Annotated in this window: 15 protein-coding genes; 7 read left to right on the plus strand and 8 right to left on the minus strand. The window is 58.8% G+C overall.

The genetic code is table 11. The features are described 5' to 3' along the window. Nucleotides 1-145: 145 nt before the first annotated feature. On the plus strand, nt 146-352 hold the full coding sequence (locus tag ACJ8PE_RS17955) for a DUF1107 domain-containing protein (protein ID WP_197793294.1): 207 nt from the start codon (nt 146-148) through the stop codon (nt 350-352). Between the two features lie 69 nt (nt 353-421). Here the strand turns inward: ACJ8PE_RS17955 and ACJ8PE_RS17960 are convergent, their stop codons facing one another. Both ACJ8PE_RS17960 and msrA read right to left on the minus strand, forming a co-directional pair. After that, nucleotides 422-1753 (minus strand): hemolysin family protein, encoded by a 1332-nt coding sequence (locus tag ACJ8PE_RS17960; RefSeq protein WP_197793295.1) that lies wholly within the window; start codon nt 1751-1753, stop codon nt 422-424. A 180-nt stretch (nt 1754-1933) separates the two neighbouring features. Further along, complete coding sequence (gene msrA / locus ACJ8PE_RS17965; RefSeq protein WP_089195519.1) at nt 1934-2572, minus strand: peptide-methionine (S)-S-oxide reductase MsrA; 639 nt, start codon at nt 2570-2572, stop codon at nt 1934-1936. Nucleotides 2573-2876: 304 nt separating this feature from the next. Here msrA and tamA point away from each other — a divergent pair, with 304 nt between their 5' ends. The 3 genes from tamA to ACJ8PE_RS17980 are packed head-to-tail and all read left to right on the plus strand — an operon-like array spanning nt 2877 to nt 8760. Further along, entirely contained in the window at nt 2877-4595 is a 1719-nt protein-coding gene (tamA, locus tag ACJ8PE_RS17970; RefSeq protein ID WP_232099426.1) for an autotransporter assembly complex protein TamA, read from the plus strand. Continuing rightward, on the plus strand, nt 4592-8410 hold the full coding sequence (gene tamB, locus ACJ8PE_RS17975) for an autotransporter assembly complex protein TamB (RefSeq protein WP_197793297.1): 3819 nt from the start codon (nt 4592-4594) through the stop codon (nt 8408-8410). Before tamA ends, tamB begins: the two co-directional genes overlap by 4 nt. A gap of 2 nt (nt 8411-8412) precedes the next feature. Then, a complete protein-coding gene (locus tag ACJ8PE_RS17980; protein WP_025159589.1) occupies nt 8413-8760 on the plus strand; it encodes a gamma-glutamylcyclotransferase family protein in 348 nt (115 codons plus the stop codon). A 53-nt stretch (nt 8761-8813) separates the two neighbouring features. Here ACJ8PE_RS17980 and ppa read toward each other — a convergent pair whose 3' ends face one another. Beyond that, entirely contained in the window at nt 8814-9344 is a 531-nt protein-coding gene (gene ppa / locus ACJ8PE_RS17985; RefSeq protein ID WP_004933594.1) for an inorganic diphosphatase, read from the minus strand. Nucleotides 9345-9604: 260 nt separating this feature from the next. On the opposite strand from ppa, the gene ACJ8PE_RS17990 reads away from it, so the two are divergent. Then, a complete protein-coding gene (locus ACJ8PE_RS17990) occupies nt 9605-11158 on the plus strand; it encodes a methyl-accepting chemotaxis protein (protein ID WP_033651483.1) in 1554 nt (517 codons plus the stop codon). A gap of 45 nt (nt 11159-11203) precedes the next feature. Here ACJ8PE_RS17990 and fbp read toward each other — a convergent pair whose 3' ends face one another. Then, on the minus strand, nt 11204-12208 hold the full coding sequence (gene fbp / locus ACJ8PE_RS17995) for a class 1 fructose-bisphosphatase (protein ID WP_004933587.1): 1005 nt from the start codon (nt 12206-12208) through the stop codon (nt 11204-11206). 169 nt (nt 12209-12377) lie between these two features. Between fbp and mpl the strand changes: the two genes are divergently transcribed. Beyond that, the gene (gene mpl / locus ACJ8PE_RS18000; RefSeq protein WP_033651482.1) at nt 12378-13757 is read left to right on the plus strand and encodes a UDP-N-acetylmuramate:L-alanyl-gamma-D-glutamyl-meso-diaminopimelate ligase; all 1380 of its coding nucleotides are present in this window, start codon (nt 12378-12380) and stop codon (nt 13755-13757) included. Nucleotides 13758-13954: 197 nt separating this feature from the next. Here the strand turns inward: mpl and yhcN (ACJ8PE_RS18005) are convergent, their stop codons facing one another. The 3 genes from yhcN (ACJ8PE_RS18005) to argR form a co-directional block, all read right to left on the minus strand. Further along, nucleotides 13955-14218: a peroxide/acid stress response protein YhcN gene (gene yhcN / locus ACJ8PE_RS18005; protein WP_025305042.1), complete on the minus strand. Its 264-nt coding sequence runs from the start codon at nt 14216-14218 to the stop codon at nt 13955-13957. Between the two features lie 120 nt (nt 14219-14338). Beyond that, a complete protein-coding gene (gene yhcN / locus ACJ8PE_RS18010) occupies nt 14339-14602 on the minus strand; it encodes a peroxide/acid stress response protein YhcN (RefSeq protein ID WP_197793324.1) in 264 nt (87 codons plus the stop codon). 403 nt (nt 14603-15005) lie between these two features. Then, entirely contained in the window at nt 15006-15476 is a 471-nt protein-coding gene (gene argR, locus ACJ8PE_RS18015) for a transcriptional regulator ArgR (protein ID WP_016929335.1), read from the minus strand. Nucleotides 15477-15940: 464 nt separating this feature from the next. Here argR and mdh point away from each other — a divergent pair, with 464 nt between their 5' ends. After that, on the plus strand, nt 15941-16879 hold the full coding sequence (mdh, locus tag ACJ8PE_RS18020; protein WP_033636811.1) for a malate dehydrogenase: 939 nt from the start codon (nt 15941-15943) through the stop codon (nt 16877-16879). Nucleotides 16880-16946: 67 nt separating this feature from the next. Here mdh and ACJ8PE_RS18025 read toward each other — a convergent pair whose 3' ends face one another. After that, on the minus strand, nt 16947-17207 hold the full coding sequence (locus tag ACJ8PE_RS18025) for a helix-turn-helix domain-containing protein (RefSeq protein WP_004933567.1): 261 nt from the start codon (nt 17205-17207) through the stop codon (nt 16947-16949). Nucleotides 17208-17281 lie beyond the last annotated feature (74 nt).

Genomic DNA, 17281 nt, shown 5'->3' on the forward strand with positions numbered 1-17281 from the left:
AAATCCAGTGCAGATCACCGGGCGGAAGTGAACGATCTGGTCTTTACTGGGTCTACTACATGCAATCAAGTTGCGTTCTGAATTTCGAGGCTGCCACCTTTGGCGGCTCGCTGAGCGCATGGATCAACGGGAGGAGCGTAAAAGAATGAGAATCTTCCAGCGTTATAACCCTTTGAAAGTGGCGAAGTACGTTAAGACCCTGTTTCGCGGAAGGCTGTATATCAAGGACGTGGGCGCATTTGAATTCGACGAGGGGAAAATCCTGCCGCCGAAGATTCGCGACAAGCGCCATTTCAGCGTGATGTCCGAAGTGAACCGCCAGGTGCAGCTGCTGCAGGCCGAGGTCGGCTGAACACGGCGCTGACAGCGGTAAAAAAATGCGGCCCCGATGGGGCCGCTGATGTTTTTGTCCTTCGCGCCGTCAGGCCGCAGGCGTGTCGTCCGGCGCTTTCGGCAGCACCGCCACCGGTTTGTCGCTCAGCCGGGTGACCAGCAGCTGATCTATCTTGTAGCTGTCGATATCCACCACTTCGAACTTGTAGCCGGCGTATTTGACGAAGTCGGTGCGTTTCGGGATCTTGCGCAGCATGTACATCATAAAGCCGCCAATGGTTTCGTAGTTGCCCGCCTGCGGGAACTCGTCGATATCCAGCACGCGCATCACGTCGTCGATCGGCGTGCCGCCTTCAATCAGCCATGAGCTTTCGTCGCGCGCCACGATCTGCTCTTCCTGGCCCTGGCCGACCAGATCGCCCATCAGCGTGGTCATCACGTCGTTAAGGGTGATGATGCCCACCACCAACGCATATTCATTGAGGATCACCGCGAAGTCTTCGCCGGCGGTTTTGAAGCTTTCCAGCGCTTCGGACAGCGTCAACGTGTCCGGCACGATCAGCGCCGAGCGGATCTGCACGCCGCTGCTCAACACCAGGCTCTGGTTGCCCAGCACGCGGTTCAGCAGGTCTTTGGAATCGACATAACCTACCACCTGATCGATATGGCCGTCGCACACCAGGAACTTGGAGTGCGGATGGGTCGAGACCTTCTCCTTGATGCTCTCTTCGCTTTCGCGCAGATCGAAGTACACCACGCTTTCGCGCGAGGTCATCGAAGACGGCACGGTGCGCGACTCCAGTTCGAACACGTTTTCAATCAGCTCGTGCTCCTGCTTGCGCAGCACGCCCGCCAGGGCACCGGCTTCCACCACCGCGTAGATGTCATCGGAGGTGATGTCGTCTTTACGCACCATCGGCAGCTTGAACATGCGGAAGATCAGGTTGGCCATGCCGTTGAAGAACCACACCAGCGGGCGGAAGATCATGATGGAGAAACGCATCGGGTTGATGATCCGGACGGCGACCGTCTCTGGTGCAATCATACCGATGCGCTTCGGGGTCAAATCGGCGAACAGGATAAACAGGCTGGTCACCAGCACGAAGGAGCAGATGAAGCTGACCTGTTCCGCCAGTTCGGGCGACAGGAAGCGAATAAAGAACTGTTGGAAGGTGCCGGAAAACGCCGCGTCGCCGACGATACCGCCGAGGATGGCCACGGCGTTCAGGCCGATCTGCACCACGGTGAAGAAGATGCCTGGGGTTTCTTGCAGTTTAAGCACTCTGGCGGCGTTGATGTTGCCTTCGTCCGCCATCAGCTTCAGTTTGATCTTGCGCGAGGCGGCCAGAGAGATTTCCGACAGTGAGAAAAACGCACTCACCGCGATCAGAAAAAGAATCAGTAAAATACTGTTTAACATAATCTATCCATACGTGCCGACGGGATGCCGGCGCTCTTGAGGAAGGGTAGTACATAGTAAAAAAAGCAGCGATAACAACCAGAAGGGAAGCTATCGGGCCGCAGAAGCGGCCCGCACAGTATAGCAGTTGCCCCACAGGGGCCGCCAGCGGTTAAAAAAGTGCCGCCGGCCGGCATCGGATCAGCCCTGCGGCGGCAGGCAAACGCCGATGCCGCCCAGCCCGCAGTAACCTTCCGGATTTTTGAACAGGTACTGCTGGTGATCGTCTTCCGCATAATAGAACGGCAGCGCCGGCGCGATCTCGGTGGTGATGACGCGCTTGTCGCCCGCCGCCGCCATCGCCTGCTGGAAGCGTTGCAGGCTGCTTTCCGCCTCGGCCTGCTGCTCTGGGCTCAGCGTGTAAATCGCCGAGCGGTACTGCGTGCCGACGTCGCCGCCCTGGCGCATGCCCTGCGCCGGATCGTGATTTTCCCAGAACACCTGCAGCAGCTGCTTGTAGCTGACGACCTGCGGATCGAACACCACGCGCACCACTTCGGCGTGGCCGGTCTGGCCGCTGCACACTTCGCGGTAGGTCGGGTTCGGCGTGTAGCCGCCGCTGTAGCCGGCGGCGGTGCTGTAGACGCCCGGCTGTTGCCAGAACAGACGCTCAACGCCCCAGAAACAGCCCATGGCGAAGATCGCCACTTCCATGCCGGCCGGCACCTGAGTCATCGAGTGTTCGGTGACGACGTTGAGCGTTGCGACAGGCATTGGCGTGGTGCGGCCAGGCAGCGCGCTTGCCTTATCGACGGTTTGTGATTTATCAAAAAATGGCACCACGGTTGACTCCTGTTGTCACAGTAAGAATTGACCCTACATGGCGGCGGTTCGGTTGTATCTCACCGCGTCTTTGCCCACAATAAGCGGCAAGTGGGATTTTGTATAAGCTTAACGCAGTATTTTGAGCGCCAAAAGTGAAGAATTCGCCTGTTGCGCGGCGGCAAAGCGCAGCGGGCGGCGTCCGGAAGAAGGTTGAAGAGGGCTGCCGTCATGATAGCGCGGAGTCTGCCCTGGCCCCGGAGCGAACACCATAACAGGAAAGTAAAATCAATAAGGAGAACACGTGCCAAAGTACCCGGTCATGTGCTTGATATCTGTGTTGCTTGCGGCACCTGCAGCCTATGCGGCCAACGTGCGGCTGCAGGTGGAGGGGTTAAGCGGAGAGTTGGAAAAAAACGTCCGGGTGCGGCTGTCGTCGATCACGCCTGAAGAGGTCGGCACCGACGGTCGCTTTCGCGCACGGGTGGATGAGGCGGTGCGCCAGGGGCTGCGCGCGCTCGGTTATTACCAGCCGACCATCGAGTTTACGCTGGACGATCGGCCGGGGATGTCGCGTCCGGTGCTGCATGCCAAGGTCAATCCGGGCGAACCGGTGCGCATCGCCGGCGCCAACATCGTGCTGGAAGGCGGCGCGAAGAGCGATGAGGACTACCTGGCGCTGGTAAAGAAGGATCGGCCGACCATCGGCGAGATCCTCAACCACGGCAAGTATGACAGTTTCAAAGGCTCGCTGACCGGCCTGGCGCTGCGCAAAGGCTACTTCGACGCCGACATGACCAAAAGCCAGCTCGGCGTGGCAGAAGATCTGCACAAGGCGTTTTGGGATATCGATTTCAACAGCGGCGAACGTTACCGCTTCGGCAAGGTGAAATTCACCGGTTCGCAAATCCGCGAAGACTATCTGCAAAATCTGGTGCCCTTTCATCAGGGGGATTACTACAGTTCGGAGGATTTGGCCGAGCTGAACCGCCGTTTGTCCGCCACCAACTGGTTCAACTCGGTGGTGGTGTCCCCTGATTTCAACGATGCCAAAGAGAACAAGATTTTGCCGTTGGACGCGCTGGTAACGCCGCGTACGCGCAATACCATCGAAACCGGTATCGGTTACTCCACCGACGTCGGCCCGCGGGTGAAAGGCACCTGGAAAAAGCCCTGGCTCAACGATCGCGGCCACAGCCTGGAAACCAGCGCCAGCGTGTCGGCGCCGGAGCAGCAGCTGGATCTGACCTATAAGATCCCGCTGTTGAAGAATCCGCTGGAGCAGTATTACCTGCTGCAGGGCGGGCTCAAGAACGTCGATCTTAACGACACCAAATCCGTGACCTCCAAAGTGGTGGCTTCGCGCAACTGGGATCTCTCCAGCGGCTGGCAGCGGGCGATCAACCTGACCTGGCGCTGGGATAACTTTACCCAGGGCAACGTCAGCAACACCACCATGCTGCTGTATCCCGGCGTCAGCTTCAACCGCACCCGCTCGCGCGGCGGCCTGATGCCGACCTGGGGCGACAGCCAGCGCTACTCCATCGACGTATCCGACACCACCTGGGGCTCCGGCGTGGACTTCGCGCTGATGCAGGCGCAGAACGTCTGGATCCGCACGCTTGCCGACAAGCATCGTTTCGTGGCGCGCGGGCAGGTGGGATGGATAGAAACCAACGACTTCGACAAGGTGCCGCCGGATTTGCGCTTCTTCGCCGGTGGTGACCGCAGCATTCGCGGCTACAAGTACAAAGACATTTCGCCGCGCGGCGACGACGGCAAGCTGACCGGCGCCTCCAAGATGCTGACCGGCTCGCTGGAGTATCAATACAACGTGACCGGCAAATGGTGGGGGGCGATGTTCGTCGATTCCGGTGAAGCGGTGAACGATATCAAGCAGAGCAACTTCAAGACCGGCGCCGGCGTAGGCGTGCGCTGGCAGTCGCCGGTGGGGCCGGTGAAGCTGGATATCGCCGCGCCCGTGGGAGACAAGGACACTCACGGGATGCAGTTCTACATCGGTTTGGGGCCTGAACTATGAGCCTGGTTAAAAAGATTTGTCTCGGATTTCTGGTCGTCCTGCTGCTGCTGATCGGCGGACTGGCCTTTCTGGTGGGAACCACCACCGGTTTGCATATGGTCATCAACGGCGCGGCGCGCTGGGTGCCGGGGCTGGAGATCGCCGGCGTCAGCGGCGGCTGGCGCGATCTGACGCTGAAGGGCGTGAAGTATCAGATGCCGGGCGTGACGGTCAACGCCGGGCAATTCCATTTGTCCCTCGATCTCTCCTGCTTTAAACGCAGCTCGCTGTGCGTCAACGCCTTGACCGCTCAGGACGTGGACGTGGCGGTGAACACCAAAGAGATGGCGCCCTCCGCGCCGGTGGAGGAGAGCAGTGAGCCGACCACCAATCTCAGTACGCCTTATCCGATCACCCTGCGCCTGCTGGCGCTGAACAACGTCAAGGTCACCGTCGACGACACCGCCATTTCTCTGGCCGAGTTCCGCACCGGCGCGCAGTGGCAAGAGCGCGCGTTGACGCTGATGCCGACCAAGATCGGCTCGTTGCTGATCGCCTTGCCGAAAACGCCGCAAAATCCGTTGCCGGAAGCGGTGCAACCGGCGGTCGAGGTGGCGAAGAAGGTCGGTGAGCAGGTTACCGACGCGGCGAAACCGGCGCCGCCGCCGGAAGAGAAGCCGCTTGGCGAAACGCTGAAGGAACTGTTCGCCAAACCGCTGTTGCCGGATCTGCCGGACATCCGCCTGCCGCTGGATATCACCGTGAAAGAGATCAGCGGCGAACAGCTGCGCTTGACCGGCGATACCGACGTGCTGATCACGAGTCTGTTGCTGCAGGCCAGCACGCAGGATCAGCATATCCAACTGGACAACTTTGACGTGAAGTCGCCGCAGGGCACGCTATCGGTGCAGGGGCAGGCGACCCTGACCGGCGATTGGCCGGTGGCCCTCACCGCCAACAGCGCATTGAACATCGAGCCGCTGAAGGGCGAAAAGGTGAAGCTGAACATCGGCGGCGGGTTGCGTGATGAGCTGAAGGTCGCGCTGAATCTGTCCGGCCCGGTCGGTGCCCAGCTTGATGTGCAAACCCGGCTGGCCGAAGCCGGCCTGCCGCTGGCGCTGACGCTGCAGAGCAAACAGCTGAAATGGCCGCTGAGCGGCGAGGCGCAGTATCAGGTTAACGATTTCCGCCTGCGCTTTAACGGCAAGGCGACCGACTATGCGTTGTCGACGCGCGCCAATCTGAAAGGTCAGGATCTGCCGCCGGCGGTGCTGACGCTGGACGGCAAAGGCAACGTCGAGCAGTTCAAGCTGGAGCGCCTGCGGCTGGCGGCGCTGCAGGGCAATACCGATCTCACCGCGCTGGTGGACTGGAGCAAGGCCATCAGCTGGAACTCGCAATTGACGCTGAGCGGCATCAATACCGCCAAGCAGTGGCCGGAATGGCCGGCGAAACTCGACGGCAAGATCACCACGCGCGGCAGCCTGCACGGCGGCAGCTGGCAGCTGCAGGTGCCGGTGCTGCAGCTGGACGGCAACGTGAAGCAGAACAAGATCACGGCGCGCGGCACGCTGAGCGGCAACGCCGCCGGGCAGTGGAAAATCCCCGGCATCGATCTGACGTTGGGGCGCAACCAGCTGAACGTCAAAGGACAGCTGGACGAGAAGAGCTGGAACCTGGACGCCAACATCGACGCACCGCGTCTGGACGGCGCGCTGCCGGGCCTGGGCGGCACCGCCAAAGGGCTGCTGAAGCTGCGCGGCAATCTGCAGGCACCTCAGCTGCTGGCGGATTTGACCGCCTCCGGTTTGCAGTGGCAGGCGCTGCGCATCAACCGGGTGAAGATCGACGGTGACGTGCGCTCCACGGATCAGATCCAGGGGCAGCTGGCGGTACGCGTCGAGCAACTGAAGCAGGACGCGCTGGAAGTCAGCCTGCTGACCCTCGACGCCAAAGGCAGCGAGAAGCAGCATCAGCTGCAGTTGAAGATCGACGGTAAGCCGGTCTCCGGCCAGCTGGCGCTGCAGGGCAGCTTCGATCGTCAGCAGCAGCGCTGGCGCGGCAATCTGAACAATACCCGCTTCGATACGCCGGTGGGGGAGTGGCGCCTGACGCGCGCCATCGCGCTGGACTACCTGAACACTGCGCAGAAAATCAGCATCGGGCCGCACTGTTGGCAGAACCCGAACGCCGAGCTGTGTGTGCCGAAGACCATCGAAGCCGGCCAGAGCGGCCAGGCCAGCGTGGTGCTCAACCGGTTCGATCTGGCGATGATCAAGCCGTTCCTCGGCCCGGAGACCGCCCTGAGCGGCGTGTTCACCGGCCGGGCCGACGTCAGCTGGAAACCGGGCGGCGCGCTGCCGGAGGCGAAGGTCACGTTGGCCGGCAACGGCGTCAAGGTGGTGCAGCAGGTGCAGGGCAACGCGCTGCCGATCGCCTTCGATACGCTGACCCTCAACGCCGGTCTGAACAACGGCCGCGCGCAGGCCGACTGGCGGATCAAACTGACCAACAACGGCCAGTTCGACGGCAATATCCAGGTGGCGGATCCGCAGGTGCGGCGCACCATCAGCGGCAACGTCAATATCACCAACATTTCGTTGGCGCTGATTAACCCGGCGCTGATGAAGGGCGAAAGCGCGGCGGGCATGCTGAACGCCAACCTGCGTCTGGGCGGCAGCGCGCAGAAGCCGCTGGTGTTCGGGCGTCTGGCGTTGGATCGGGCGAAGGTGCAGGGCCACTGGATGCCGTTCGATATGACCGACGCGCGGCTGGCGGTGAATTTCAACGGCATGACCTCGACGCTGGAAGGGCTGCTCAGCACCACGCGCGGCCAGCTGAATCTGGCGGGCGATGCCGACTGGCGTGACATCAACGCCTGGCGTGCGCGCATTGCCGCCAAGGGCGACAAGCTGCGGGTGACGGTGCCGCCGATGATCCGCATCGACGTGTCGCCGGATCTGGTGTTCGAAGCCACGCCGCAGCTGTTCTCGCTCAACGGCAAGGTCGACATCCCTTGGGCGCGCATCACGGTGCAGGAGCTGCCGGAAAGCGCGGTGGGCGTCTCTTCCGACGAAGTGATGCTGGACGACCAGCTGAAGCCGATTCAACCGAAGACCGCCTCGATTCCGATCAACAGCAACCTGATGATCCACGTCGGCAATGACGTGCGGCTGGACGCCTTCGGCCTCAAAGCCCGCCTGAAGGGTGATTTGAAAGTGGTACAGGACAAGAAAGGGCTGGGCCTTAATGGCCAGATTGACATCCCTTCCGGTCGCTTCCATGCTTATGGTCAGGATTTGATCGTGCGTAAAGGGCAGCTGATGTTCTCCGGCCCGCCGGATCAGCCGCTGCTCAATATCGAAGCGATCCGCAACCCGGAATCCACCGAGGACGACGTGACCGCCGGCGTGCGCGTGACCGGCCTGGCGGATGCGCCGAAGCTGGAAGTGTTCTCCGATCCGGCCAAATCGCAACAGGAAGCCCTGTCTTATCTGCTGCGCGGCCAGGGCTTGAACAGCTCAGGCGCCGACGGCAACGCCATGACGTCGATGTTAATCGGCATGGGGGTTGCACAAAGTGGTCAACTTGTGGGTAAAATCGGCGAGGCATTCGGCGTGAGTAATTTGGCTCTGGACACTCAAGGGGTTGGCGACAATTCCCAGGTTGTCGTGAGCGGCTATGTCCTCCCAGGCTTACAAGTAAAATATGGGGTGGGCATTTTCGACTCGCTGGCCACGCTGACGTTGCGTTATCGCCTGATGCCTAAGTTGTATCTTGAAGCGGTGTCTGGTCTCGACCAGGCATTAGATTTGCTCTATCAGTTTGAGTTTTAGCGATGCGAATAATTGTCTACGGCAGTTTACGACGCAAACAGGGAAACAGCCATTGGATGACCAACGCCCAATGGCTCGGCGAGCACGAGCTCGAAGGCTATCAGATTTACAATCTGGGCCATTACCCGGCGGCGATCCCTGGAGAGGGCACGATACATTGCGAGGTGTATCGTATTAACTCATCGATTCTGGCAGAGCTGGACGAACTGAAAAGCAACACCAAGGACTATAAGCGCGAGCTGATTCAGACGCCTTATGGGAGTGCGTGGATCTACCTGTACAAACACAGCGTGGACGGTTACCCGCGAATTACCAGCGGTGACTGGCTGAAGCGTCTCGAAGAACAGTAAGAAAAAAAACACCGCTCAATGAGCGGTGTTTTTTCATCGGACGGCGGCTGGAATTACTTCTTGGCAGCGCGTTCGAAGGAGGCGATGATTTCCGCTTTAGCCGCAGCAGCGTCTGCCCAGCCTTCCACTTTCACCCATTTGCCTTTTTCCAGATCTTTGTAGTGCTCGAAGAAGTGAGCGATCTGGGCTTTCAGCAGTTCCGGCAGGTCGTTCACGTCTTTCACGTGATCGTACTCTTTGGTCAGCTTGCTGTGCGGCACCGCAACCAGCTTGGCGTCTTCACCGGCTTCGTCGGTCATTTTCAGCACGCCAACCGGACGGCAGCGGATCACGGAGCCCGGCTGCAGCGGGTATGGGGTTGGAACCAGCACGTCAACCGGGTCACCGTCCAGAGACAGGGTGTGGTTGATGTAGCCGTAGTTGCACGGGTAGAACATCGCGGTGGACATGAAACGGTCAACGAACAGCGCGCCGGTTTCTTTGTCGATTTCGTATTTGATTGGATCGGCGTTGGCCGGGATTTCGATTACTACGTAGATGTCTTCCGGCAGGTCTTTGCCAGCAGGGACCAGATTCAAGCTCATGTCGGTTTCCTTTAATCATCAAACCAGAAATGGAGTGGCGGCTATTATAGCGGACTCTTTTGCGATTTCCTGCCCTTTTCATCGTCGAAAACCCCGCGCGCCGACGCAGGGATAATTTCCAGATTAATCCCGCCGCGGCATGAAGTTTTGCCTCCGCCTGCCGATAACTTCAACAAACAATAATGAGCCAGCAAAGCTGGCTCCGCGTTTTGCCACCCCTACTACGTCTGATCTCACTATTCTGAAGCCGGGAAGAACTCATGCTAAAAAAGATTACGGTGAAGGCTGGGCTGATCGCCCTGCTGAGCCTGATGACCATGCTGCTGATCATGGTCAGCGTTATTGGCGTCAACGCGATTAACGAAGGATCGCGCTCGATCCATACCTTAAACCAGATCCTCGGCGAAGAGCTGGGCTCGCTGGCCAACAGCTCCAACCTGACGCTGCGCGCCCGAACCGCCGCCTCGCTGGCGGTGCGCCAACGGGAGATCGGCCAGACTGATGTCTCCGACGCCACCGTGGGCCGCATCTACGGCTACCTCGAGCAGTCGAACAAGGAAATGGCGCGCTTTGTCGGCGTCGGCACCGTGACCGAGCGCGGCCGCGAACTCTCCAGCCGCCTGCAAAACAGCTATCGCGCCTATCTGGAGCAGGGCGTGAAGCCGATGGCCGCCGCCATCAAGGCCGGCAAGATCGATGAGTATTACCATATCCAGGAGACGCGCATTTCCGCCCTGAGCATCGCGTTTGAAAAGGATCTCACCGATTTCCGCAGCTTCGCCATGAAGCTCGGCGAGAAGCAGGTGTATGAGGCGGAAAGCAACGCCAGCACCAAGATCTCGCTGATCGTGGTGGCGGGCCTGCTCAGCGTGCTGTTGGCGTTGCTGGCCTGGTTCGCGCTGCGCGTGATTATCCTGCGTCCGCTGGACGAGTCCATCGCGCAGTTGGAACACATCGCCGGCGGCGATCTGACCCACGAGATCCGCGGCGAGGGCGATACCGAGATGGGGCGCCTGGTGCGGGCGATGCAGCGTATGCAGCAGGCGCTGGCCAGTTCGGTCAGCAAAGTGCGCGACGCCAGCAGCCAGATCGACACCGGTTCGCGCGAACTGGCGGCCGGCAACCTGCATCTGGCGCAGCGCACCGAAGAATCGGCCGCGTCGCTGGAAGAGACCGCCGCCAGCATGGAACAGCTGACCTCGACGGTGAAAATGAACGCCGAGAACTGTGAACAGGCCAACCAGCTGGCGCTGAGCGTGTCCGATATCGCCAACCAGGGCAGTGAGGTGGTCAGCCAGGTGATGAGCAAGATGCAGGCGATCACCGACAGTTCGCGCCGCATCGCCGATATCATCAGCGTGATGGACGGCATCGCCTTCCAGACCAACATCCTGGCGCTGAACGCGGCGGTGGAAGCCGCGCGCGCCGGCGAACAGGGCCGCGGTTTCGCGGTGGTGGCCGGTGAAGTGCGCAACCTGGCGCAGCGCAGCGCCCAGTCGGCGAAAGAGATCAAAGGGCTGATCGAAGCGTCGCAAAACCGGGTGCAGGAAGGCGAACAGATGGTGGAGTCGGCGGCGCAGACCATGAGCGGCATCACCGGTGAAGTGGGCCGGGTGACGGCGCTGATGCGTGAGATCTCGGCGGCGACGCGCGAACAAAGCAGCGGTATCGAACAGGTGAACCTGGCGGTGGCGCAGATGGATCAGGTGGCGCAACAGAATGCGGCGCTGGTGGAGGAGTCTGCGGCGGCGACGCGCTCGCTGGAAGATCAGGCTCAGCTGCTGGCGCAGAGCATGGCGGCGTTCAAGCTGTAAGGCAATAAGGGTTCGGCAAGGCGCCGAACCCTGGCAAAGAACGCGTTACTCGTCCGGGTTTTCGGCGATGAAGCGTTCTGCGTCTTCCACCATCGACTTGGTGCCGACGAAGAATGGCGCGCGCTGGTGCAGTTTCACCGGCGTGATGTCCAGAATGCGGTTTTTGCCGTCGCTGGCCTTGCCGCCGGCCTGTTCGGCCAGGAACGCCATCGGGTTGCATTCGTACAGCAGGCGCAGCTTGCCTTGCGGGTGGCTGGCGGTGCTTGGGTAGATGTAGATGCCGCCTTTCAGCAGGTTGCGGTGGAAGTCCGCCACCAGAGAACCGATGTAGCGCGAGGTGTAAGGGCGCTGCGTCGCTTCATCCTGCTCCTGGCAGTACTTGATGTATTTCTTCACGCCGAGAGGGAACTTGATGTAGTTGCCTTCGTTGATGGAATACATGTTGCCGCTCGCCGGGAAACGCACTTTCTCGTGAGAGAGACAGAACACGCCCAGAGACGGATCGTACGTGAAGGCGTGGACGCCGTAACCGGTGGTGTACACCAGCATGGTGGAGGAACCGTAAACCACGTAACCCGCTGCGACCTGGGCGCTGCCCGGCTGCAGGAAGTCTTCTTCGGTCACCGGCGTGCCGACCGGCGTGATGCGACGATAGATAGAGAAAATCGTACCGACCGAGACGTTGACATCGATGTTGGACGAACCGTCCAACGGATCCATCAATACGACATACTTGGCATTTTCAGCTCGCTCGCCGTCGAATATCACGATTTCATCTTCTTCTTCGGAAGCGATACCCGCAACTTCACCACGCGCTTTCAACGCCGCTTTCAGTTTTTCGTTCGCGTACAGGTCCAGTTTCATCTGAACTTCGCCCTGTACGTTGGACACCCCGCTGGTCCCCAGAATATCAACCAGGCCGGCCTTGTTGATGTCGCGGTGAATGATTTTGGCGCCCAGTTTAATGGCAGAAAGTAACGCGGTCAGCTCGCCGGTGGCGTGCGAGAAGTCGTGCTGTTTCTCGACGATAAATTCGCCTAACGTTTTCATGACACAATCCCTGAATCTACGGATGGATAGCGGCCTGTTAACAAACCGCCAACGTTTTCGCGAGCAGTGTAGCCCAAAGATGCGCGCCATTCATAGGCAAATCCATTTCTTCTGGACGATTCTGAGCGTTAGAATATGCCGACATTCGATGCACTCACATGAGAAACCTATGCGCATTCACATTCTTGGGATCTGTGGCACCTTTATGGGCGGGCTGGCGATGCTGGCGCGCTCACTGGGGCATGACGTCACCGGTTCGGACGCCAACGTCTATCCGCCGATGAGCACGCTGCTGGAGAACCAGGGGATCGATCTTATTCAGGGTTATGATCCGGCCCAGCTGGATCCGGCGCCGGATCTGGTGATCATCGGCAACGCCATGACGCGCGGCAACCCGTGCGTGGAGGCGGTGCTGGAGCGTGGTATCCCTTACGTTTCCGGCCCGCAGTGGCTGCACGACGCCGTATTGCGCGATCGCTGGGTACTGGCGGTCGCCGGCACCCACGGCAAAACCACCACCGCTGGCATGGCGACCTGGATCCTCGAAGCCTGCGGCTACCAGCCGGGCTTCGTCATCGGCGGCGTGCCGGGCAACTTCGACGTCTCGGCTCGCCTCGGCGGCAGCCCGTTCTTCGTGATCGAGGCCGACGAGTATGACTGCGCGTTCTTCGACAAGCGCTCCAAGTTCGTGCACTACAGCCCGCGCACGCTGATCATGAACAACCTGGAGTTCGACCACGCCGATATCTTCGACGATCTGAAAGCCATTCAGAAACAATTCCACCACCTGGTGCGCCTGGTGCCGGGCAAAGGCAAGATCATCCTGCCGGACAATGACAGCCACCTGAAGCAGGTGATGGCGATGGGCTGCTGGAGCGAACAGGAGCTGGTGGGCGAAGAGGGCACCTGGCGCGCGCAGAAGCTGACGCCGGACGCCAGTCATTACGCGGTGTTCCTCGACGGCGAGCAGGTCGGCGAAGTGAACTGGGCGCTGGTGGGCGAGCACAACATGCATAACGGCCTGATGGCCATCGCGGCGACCCGTCACGTCGGCGTGCAGCCGGCGGACGCCTGCCGCGCCTTGGGCGACTTCATCAACGCCCGTCGCCGCCTGGAGCTGCGGGGCGAAGCCAACGGCGTCACGGTCTACGACGATTTCGCGCACCACCCGACGGCGATCCTGGCCACTCTGGCCGCACTGCGCGGCAAGGTAGGCGGCACGGCGCGCATTCTGGCGGTGCTGGAGCCGCGATCCAACACCATGAAAATGGGCATCAGCAAAAACGATCTGGCGCCTTCGCTCGGCCGTGCCGATGAAGTGTTCCTGTTCCAGCCGCATCACATTCCGTGGCAGGTTGCGGAAGTGGCGGATGCCTGCGTGCAGCCGGCGCACTGGAGCGCGGATCTCGATACGCTGGTGGAGATGGTGGTGAAAACCGCACAGCCGGGCGACCACATTCTGGTGATGAGCAACGGCGGTTTCGGCGGCATTCACGATCGCCTGTTGGACGCGTTGGCGAAAAAGCAGGAACCGAAGGTGACCTACTGATTGTTCAGCCGCATAAGCCAACCTAAGGGCCGCATTCGCGGCCTTTTTTACGCCCATAAAAAAGCCCTCGCGAGCGAGGGCAACGGGGTTCGTCGGATAGGACGACGAGAGGGTCTCTGGGAAATCGGCGTTTGCGTCAGAACTCGGCAGTGGCAGTGACGAGGGTAATCAGCTCTGCAAAGCCGTTCCCAGAGTTGTTATTTGTAAATCTCGGCGGTGGCGTGGTAGTTGCCTTCGTTACGCGCTTCGATCACGCGGTAGGCGGTCGCGCCTTTAGCATCGGCTTTCTCCGACAGCGCCTGGCGAATGTCGGTCGGTGCGCCGTCGATACCGCTGACGGTAATGGTGCCGATAGATTGCAGATTGGCGGTCTGATCGTTAGTCACCAGCTGGGCGGCAGACGCGCCAAAGGAGATGACAGACAGCAAACCGAGTGCAGCGAGAGTAGTTTTCATGTTCATGATAGCGATCCTTGGTCATAACAGCCTGGAAGGGCTTGGCAGCGATTTTTATTCTTGAAGGCCGTTATGACAGCGTTTGATTCCAGAGATGTATTGCCCATTGCCGGGTAATGCCGGTACTTATTTGTAGATTTCAGCGGTCGCGTGGAAGTTGCCGTCGTTGCGCGCTTCGATCACGCGGTAAGCGCTCGCCCCTTTGGCGTCGGCTTTATCGGACAGCGCCTGACGAATGTCGGAAGGCGCAGCGGCGACGCCGCTCACGGTGATCACACCGGCGGGCTGCAGTTTTGCGGCCTGGATTGCATCAACAGATTGTGCTGCGAATGCGCCAAAGGAAAGCATGGACAGAACGCTCAGGGTTGCAACGGTAGCTTTAATTTTCATCATCTCACCTCATCGTATTCTTTTATCAGTTCCAACGAACTGTGATTCAGTTCACGGAAATGAGTATACAGCTAGTAACGTGAAAAATTAATAGTTCGCTAACAGTTGCTAGTGAAACTTTAAACCAATGAACCTTATTTTTTATAACTACAAGGAATAAAAAACGCTCATAAAACGATCTTTCGATGTTAAATTTATGTAATTTCAATAAGGTAAGTGCTTTTGACCAAAAGTGCGGAAGATCACAGTGGGTACTGCTGGTTACATGGATATGTCATGGAAATGTGTTGTTGCGGGATAAAAAAGCAGTGTTAAACGCGGTTGAAGGCCGGAAAGGTAACGCGAGGGTTAAAGAAGCGCTAACAAAATGCGGGCGGTAGCCGCACTTTGTTAGCGCCAGGTTTCACAGCTCTTGCTCGAACACGCCCAGGATCGCTTCATGCAGCTTCTGAGCGGTAAAGCCGCTGGACGGCGTGACGAAAATCGTGTCGTCGCCGGCGATAGTGCCGAGGATGCCCTGGGATTTGCCCAAGGAGTCAAGCAGGCGGGCGATCAGCTGTGCGGCGCCCGGACTGGTGTGGATCACCACGACGGCGTCGTTATGGTCGACGTCCAGCACCAGGTTCTTCAGCGGGCTGGTGGTGGTCGGCACGCCGAGTTCGGCAGGAAGGCAATACACCATTTCCATTTTGGCATTGCGCGTACGTACCGCACCGAACTTGGTCAGCATGCGCGATACTTTGGATTGGTTAATGTTTTCGAAGCCTTCTTCTTGCAGCGCCAAAACGATCTCGCCTTGAGAACTGAATTTTTCTTCTTTCAATAACGCTTTGAACGTCTTGATCAGATCTTCCTGTTTTGCGGGATTACGCATTTTGCACCGTGGAATGTTGATAATGGAAGTCATGATTATGCATATAGATGAATTTTTATGCAACAAAGGCCGACCCAAAGAAAATAAACATGACCGGGCGGCGAGGAAAGGGCGGCATTTTAACAAAATCCGGCCGTGATGAATATGCCCTTTTGACGTCGGAAAATCGGCCTGCGCTGGTAAATAAAATGTTATTAAAATGATGTTGTTCTGATGTTGCGTAAGGGTGTAATGTAACGGCCGGTTAACTTGCTCGTGAATAACCTCGCACTATTTTTGATTAGTGTGCGCTATGCCCTTCATGCGTAAGCGATTTAATCTAAAATGGGCGCGACAGCGGTCATTTTATTGCACCTGCAGGCAACAATTAGCTAATTTATTGTTTTTAAAGGTGTAATAATTTAAGGTCCGTCACCAACACATTCACGGCGCTTTATATATTTAAGACAATAAAGGAGTATAGGATGAAAGTTGCAGTTCTCGGTGCTGCTGGCGGTATCGGCCAGGCCCTCGCCCTTCTACTCAAAACCCAGCTTCCTTCAGGTTCTGAACTCTCTCTCTACGACATTGCCCCCGTTACCCCAGGCGTTGCCGTCGACTTAAGCCACATCCCAACCGCAGTTAAAATCAAAGGCTTCAGCGGCGAAGACGCGACCCCGGCTCTGCAGGGTGCGGACGTGGTGCTGATTTCCGCCGGCGTGGCCCGTAAGCCAGGCATGGATCGCTCTGACCTGTTCAACGTTAACGCCGGCATCGTGCGTAACCTGATTGAGCAAGTGGCGAAAACCTGCCCGAAAGCCTGCATCGGCATCATCACCAACCCGGTTAACACCACGGTCGCCATCGCGGCGGAAGTGTTGAAAAAAGCCGGCGTTTACGACAAGAACAAACTGTTCGGCGTGACTTCGCTGGATATCATCCGTTCCAACACCTTCGTGGCCGAGCTGAAAGGCAAGCAGCCGGAAGAGCTGAATGTGCCGGTCATCGGCGGCCACTCTGGCGTGACTATCCTGCCTCTGCTGTCGCAGATCCCTGGCGTGAGCTTCACCGATCAGGAAGTGGCGGATCTGACCAAACGCATTCAGAACGCCGGCACCGAAGTGGTGGAAGCCAAAGCCGGTGGCGGGTCTGCTACGCTGTCCATGGGCCAGGCGGCCGCGCGTTTCGGTCTGTCTCTGGTGCGCGCACTGCAGGGCGAGAAAGGCGTTGTGGAATGCGCTTACGTTGAAGGCGACGGCAAATACGCTCGCTTCTTCGCACAGCCGCTGGTGCTGGGTAAAAACGGCGTTGAAGAACGCAAGGATATCGGCACGCTGAGCGCCTTCGAACAGAAAGCGCTGAATGAGATGCTGGACGTGCTGCACAAAGATATCGAACTGGGCGAGAAGTTCATCAATAACTGATCGTCGCCGATAGTCAGCCGATAAACGCCGCCGGACGCTGTTCCGGCGGTTTTTTTTTGCCCCGCGTTCACGATTTGATGCGGGCTTTTCGATCCAGCAGGCAATCGCTGTGCGGATCATAATAGCGGCTTGGCCAGATCTCCGATGGGTGGATGCCGATTGCTTCGGCGATCAGCCATTCCCCCTTCGGCCAGGGACGCGACAGCGCGTTGGCCAGCGTTGATGAGCTTAATCCGGCCTTGCGCGACACCGCCGCCAGCGTGGTGCCCTGTTTGCGTAACGCCGCGATGATATCTGCCGGATGCCAATCTGGGTTCCTTGAATTCATGTTTACATTCCTTTTCTGATTAGCCAAAGTTGCGTTAGTGGTATAACTAACGGATCAGGGTTAGGCGTTTGAAC

The organism is Serratia sp. CY74737, assembly GCF_052166775.1.
GTDB lineage: Bacteria > Pseudomonadota > Gammaproteobacteria > Enterobacterales > Enterobacteriaceae > Serratia > Serratia ureilytica.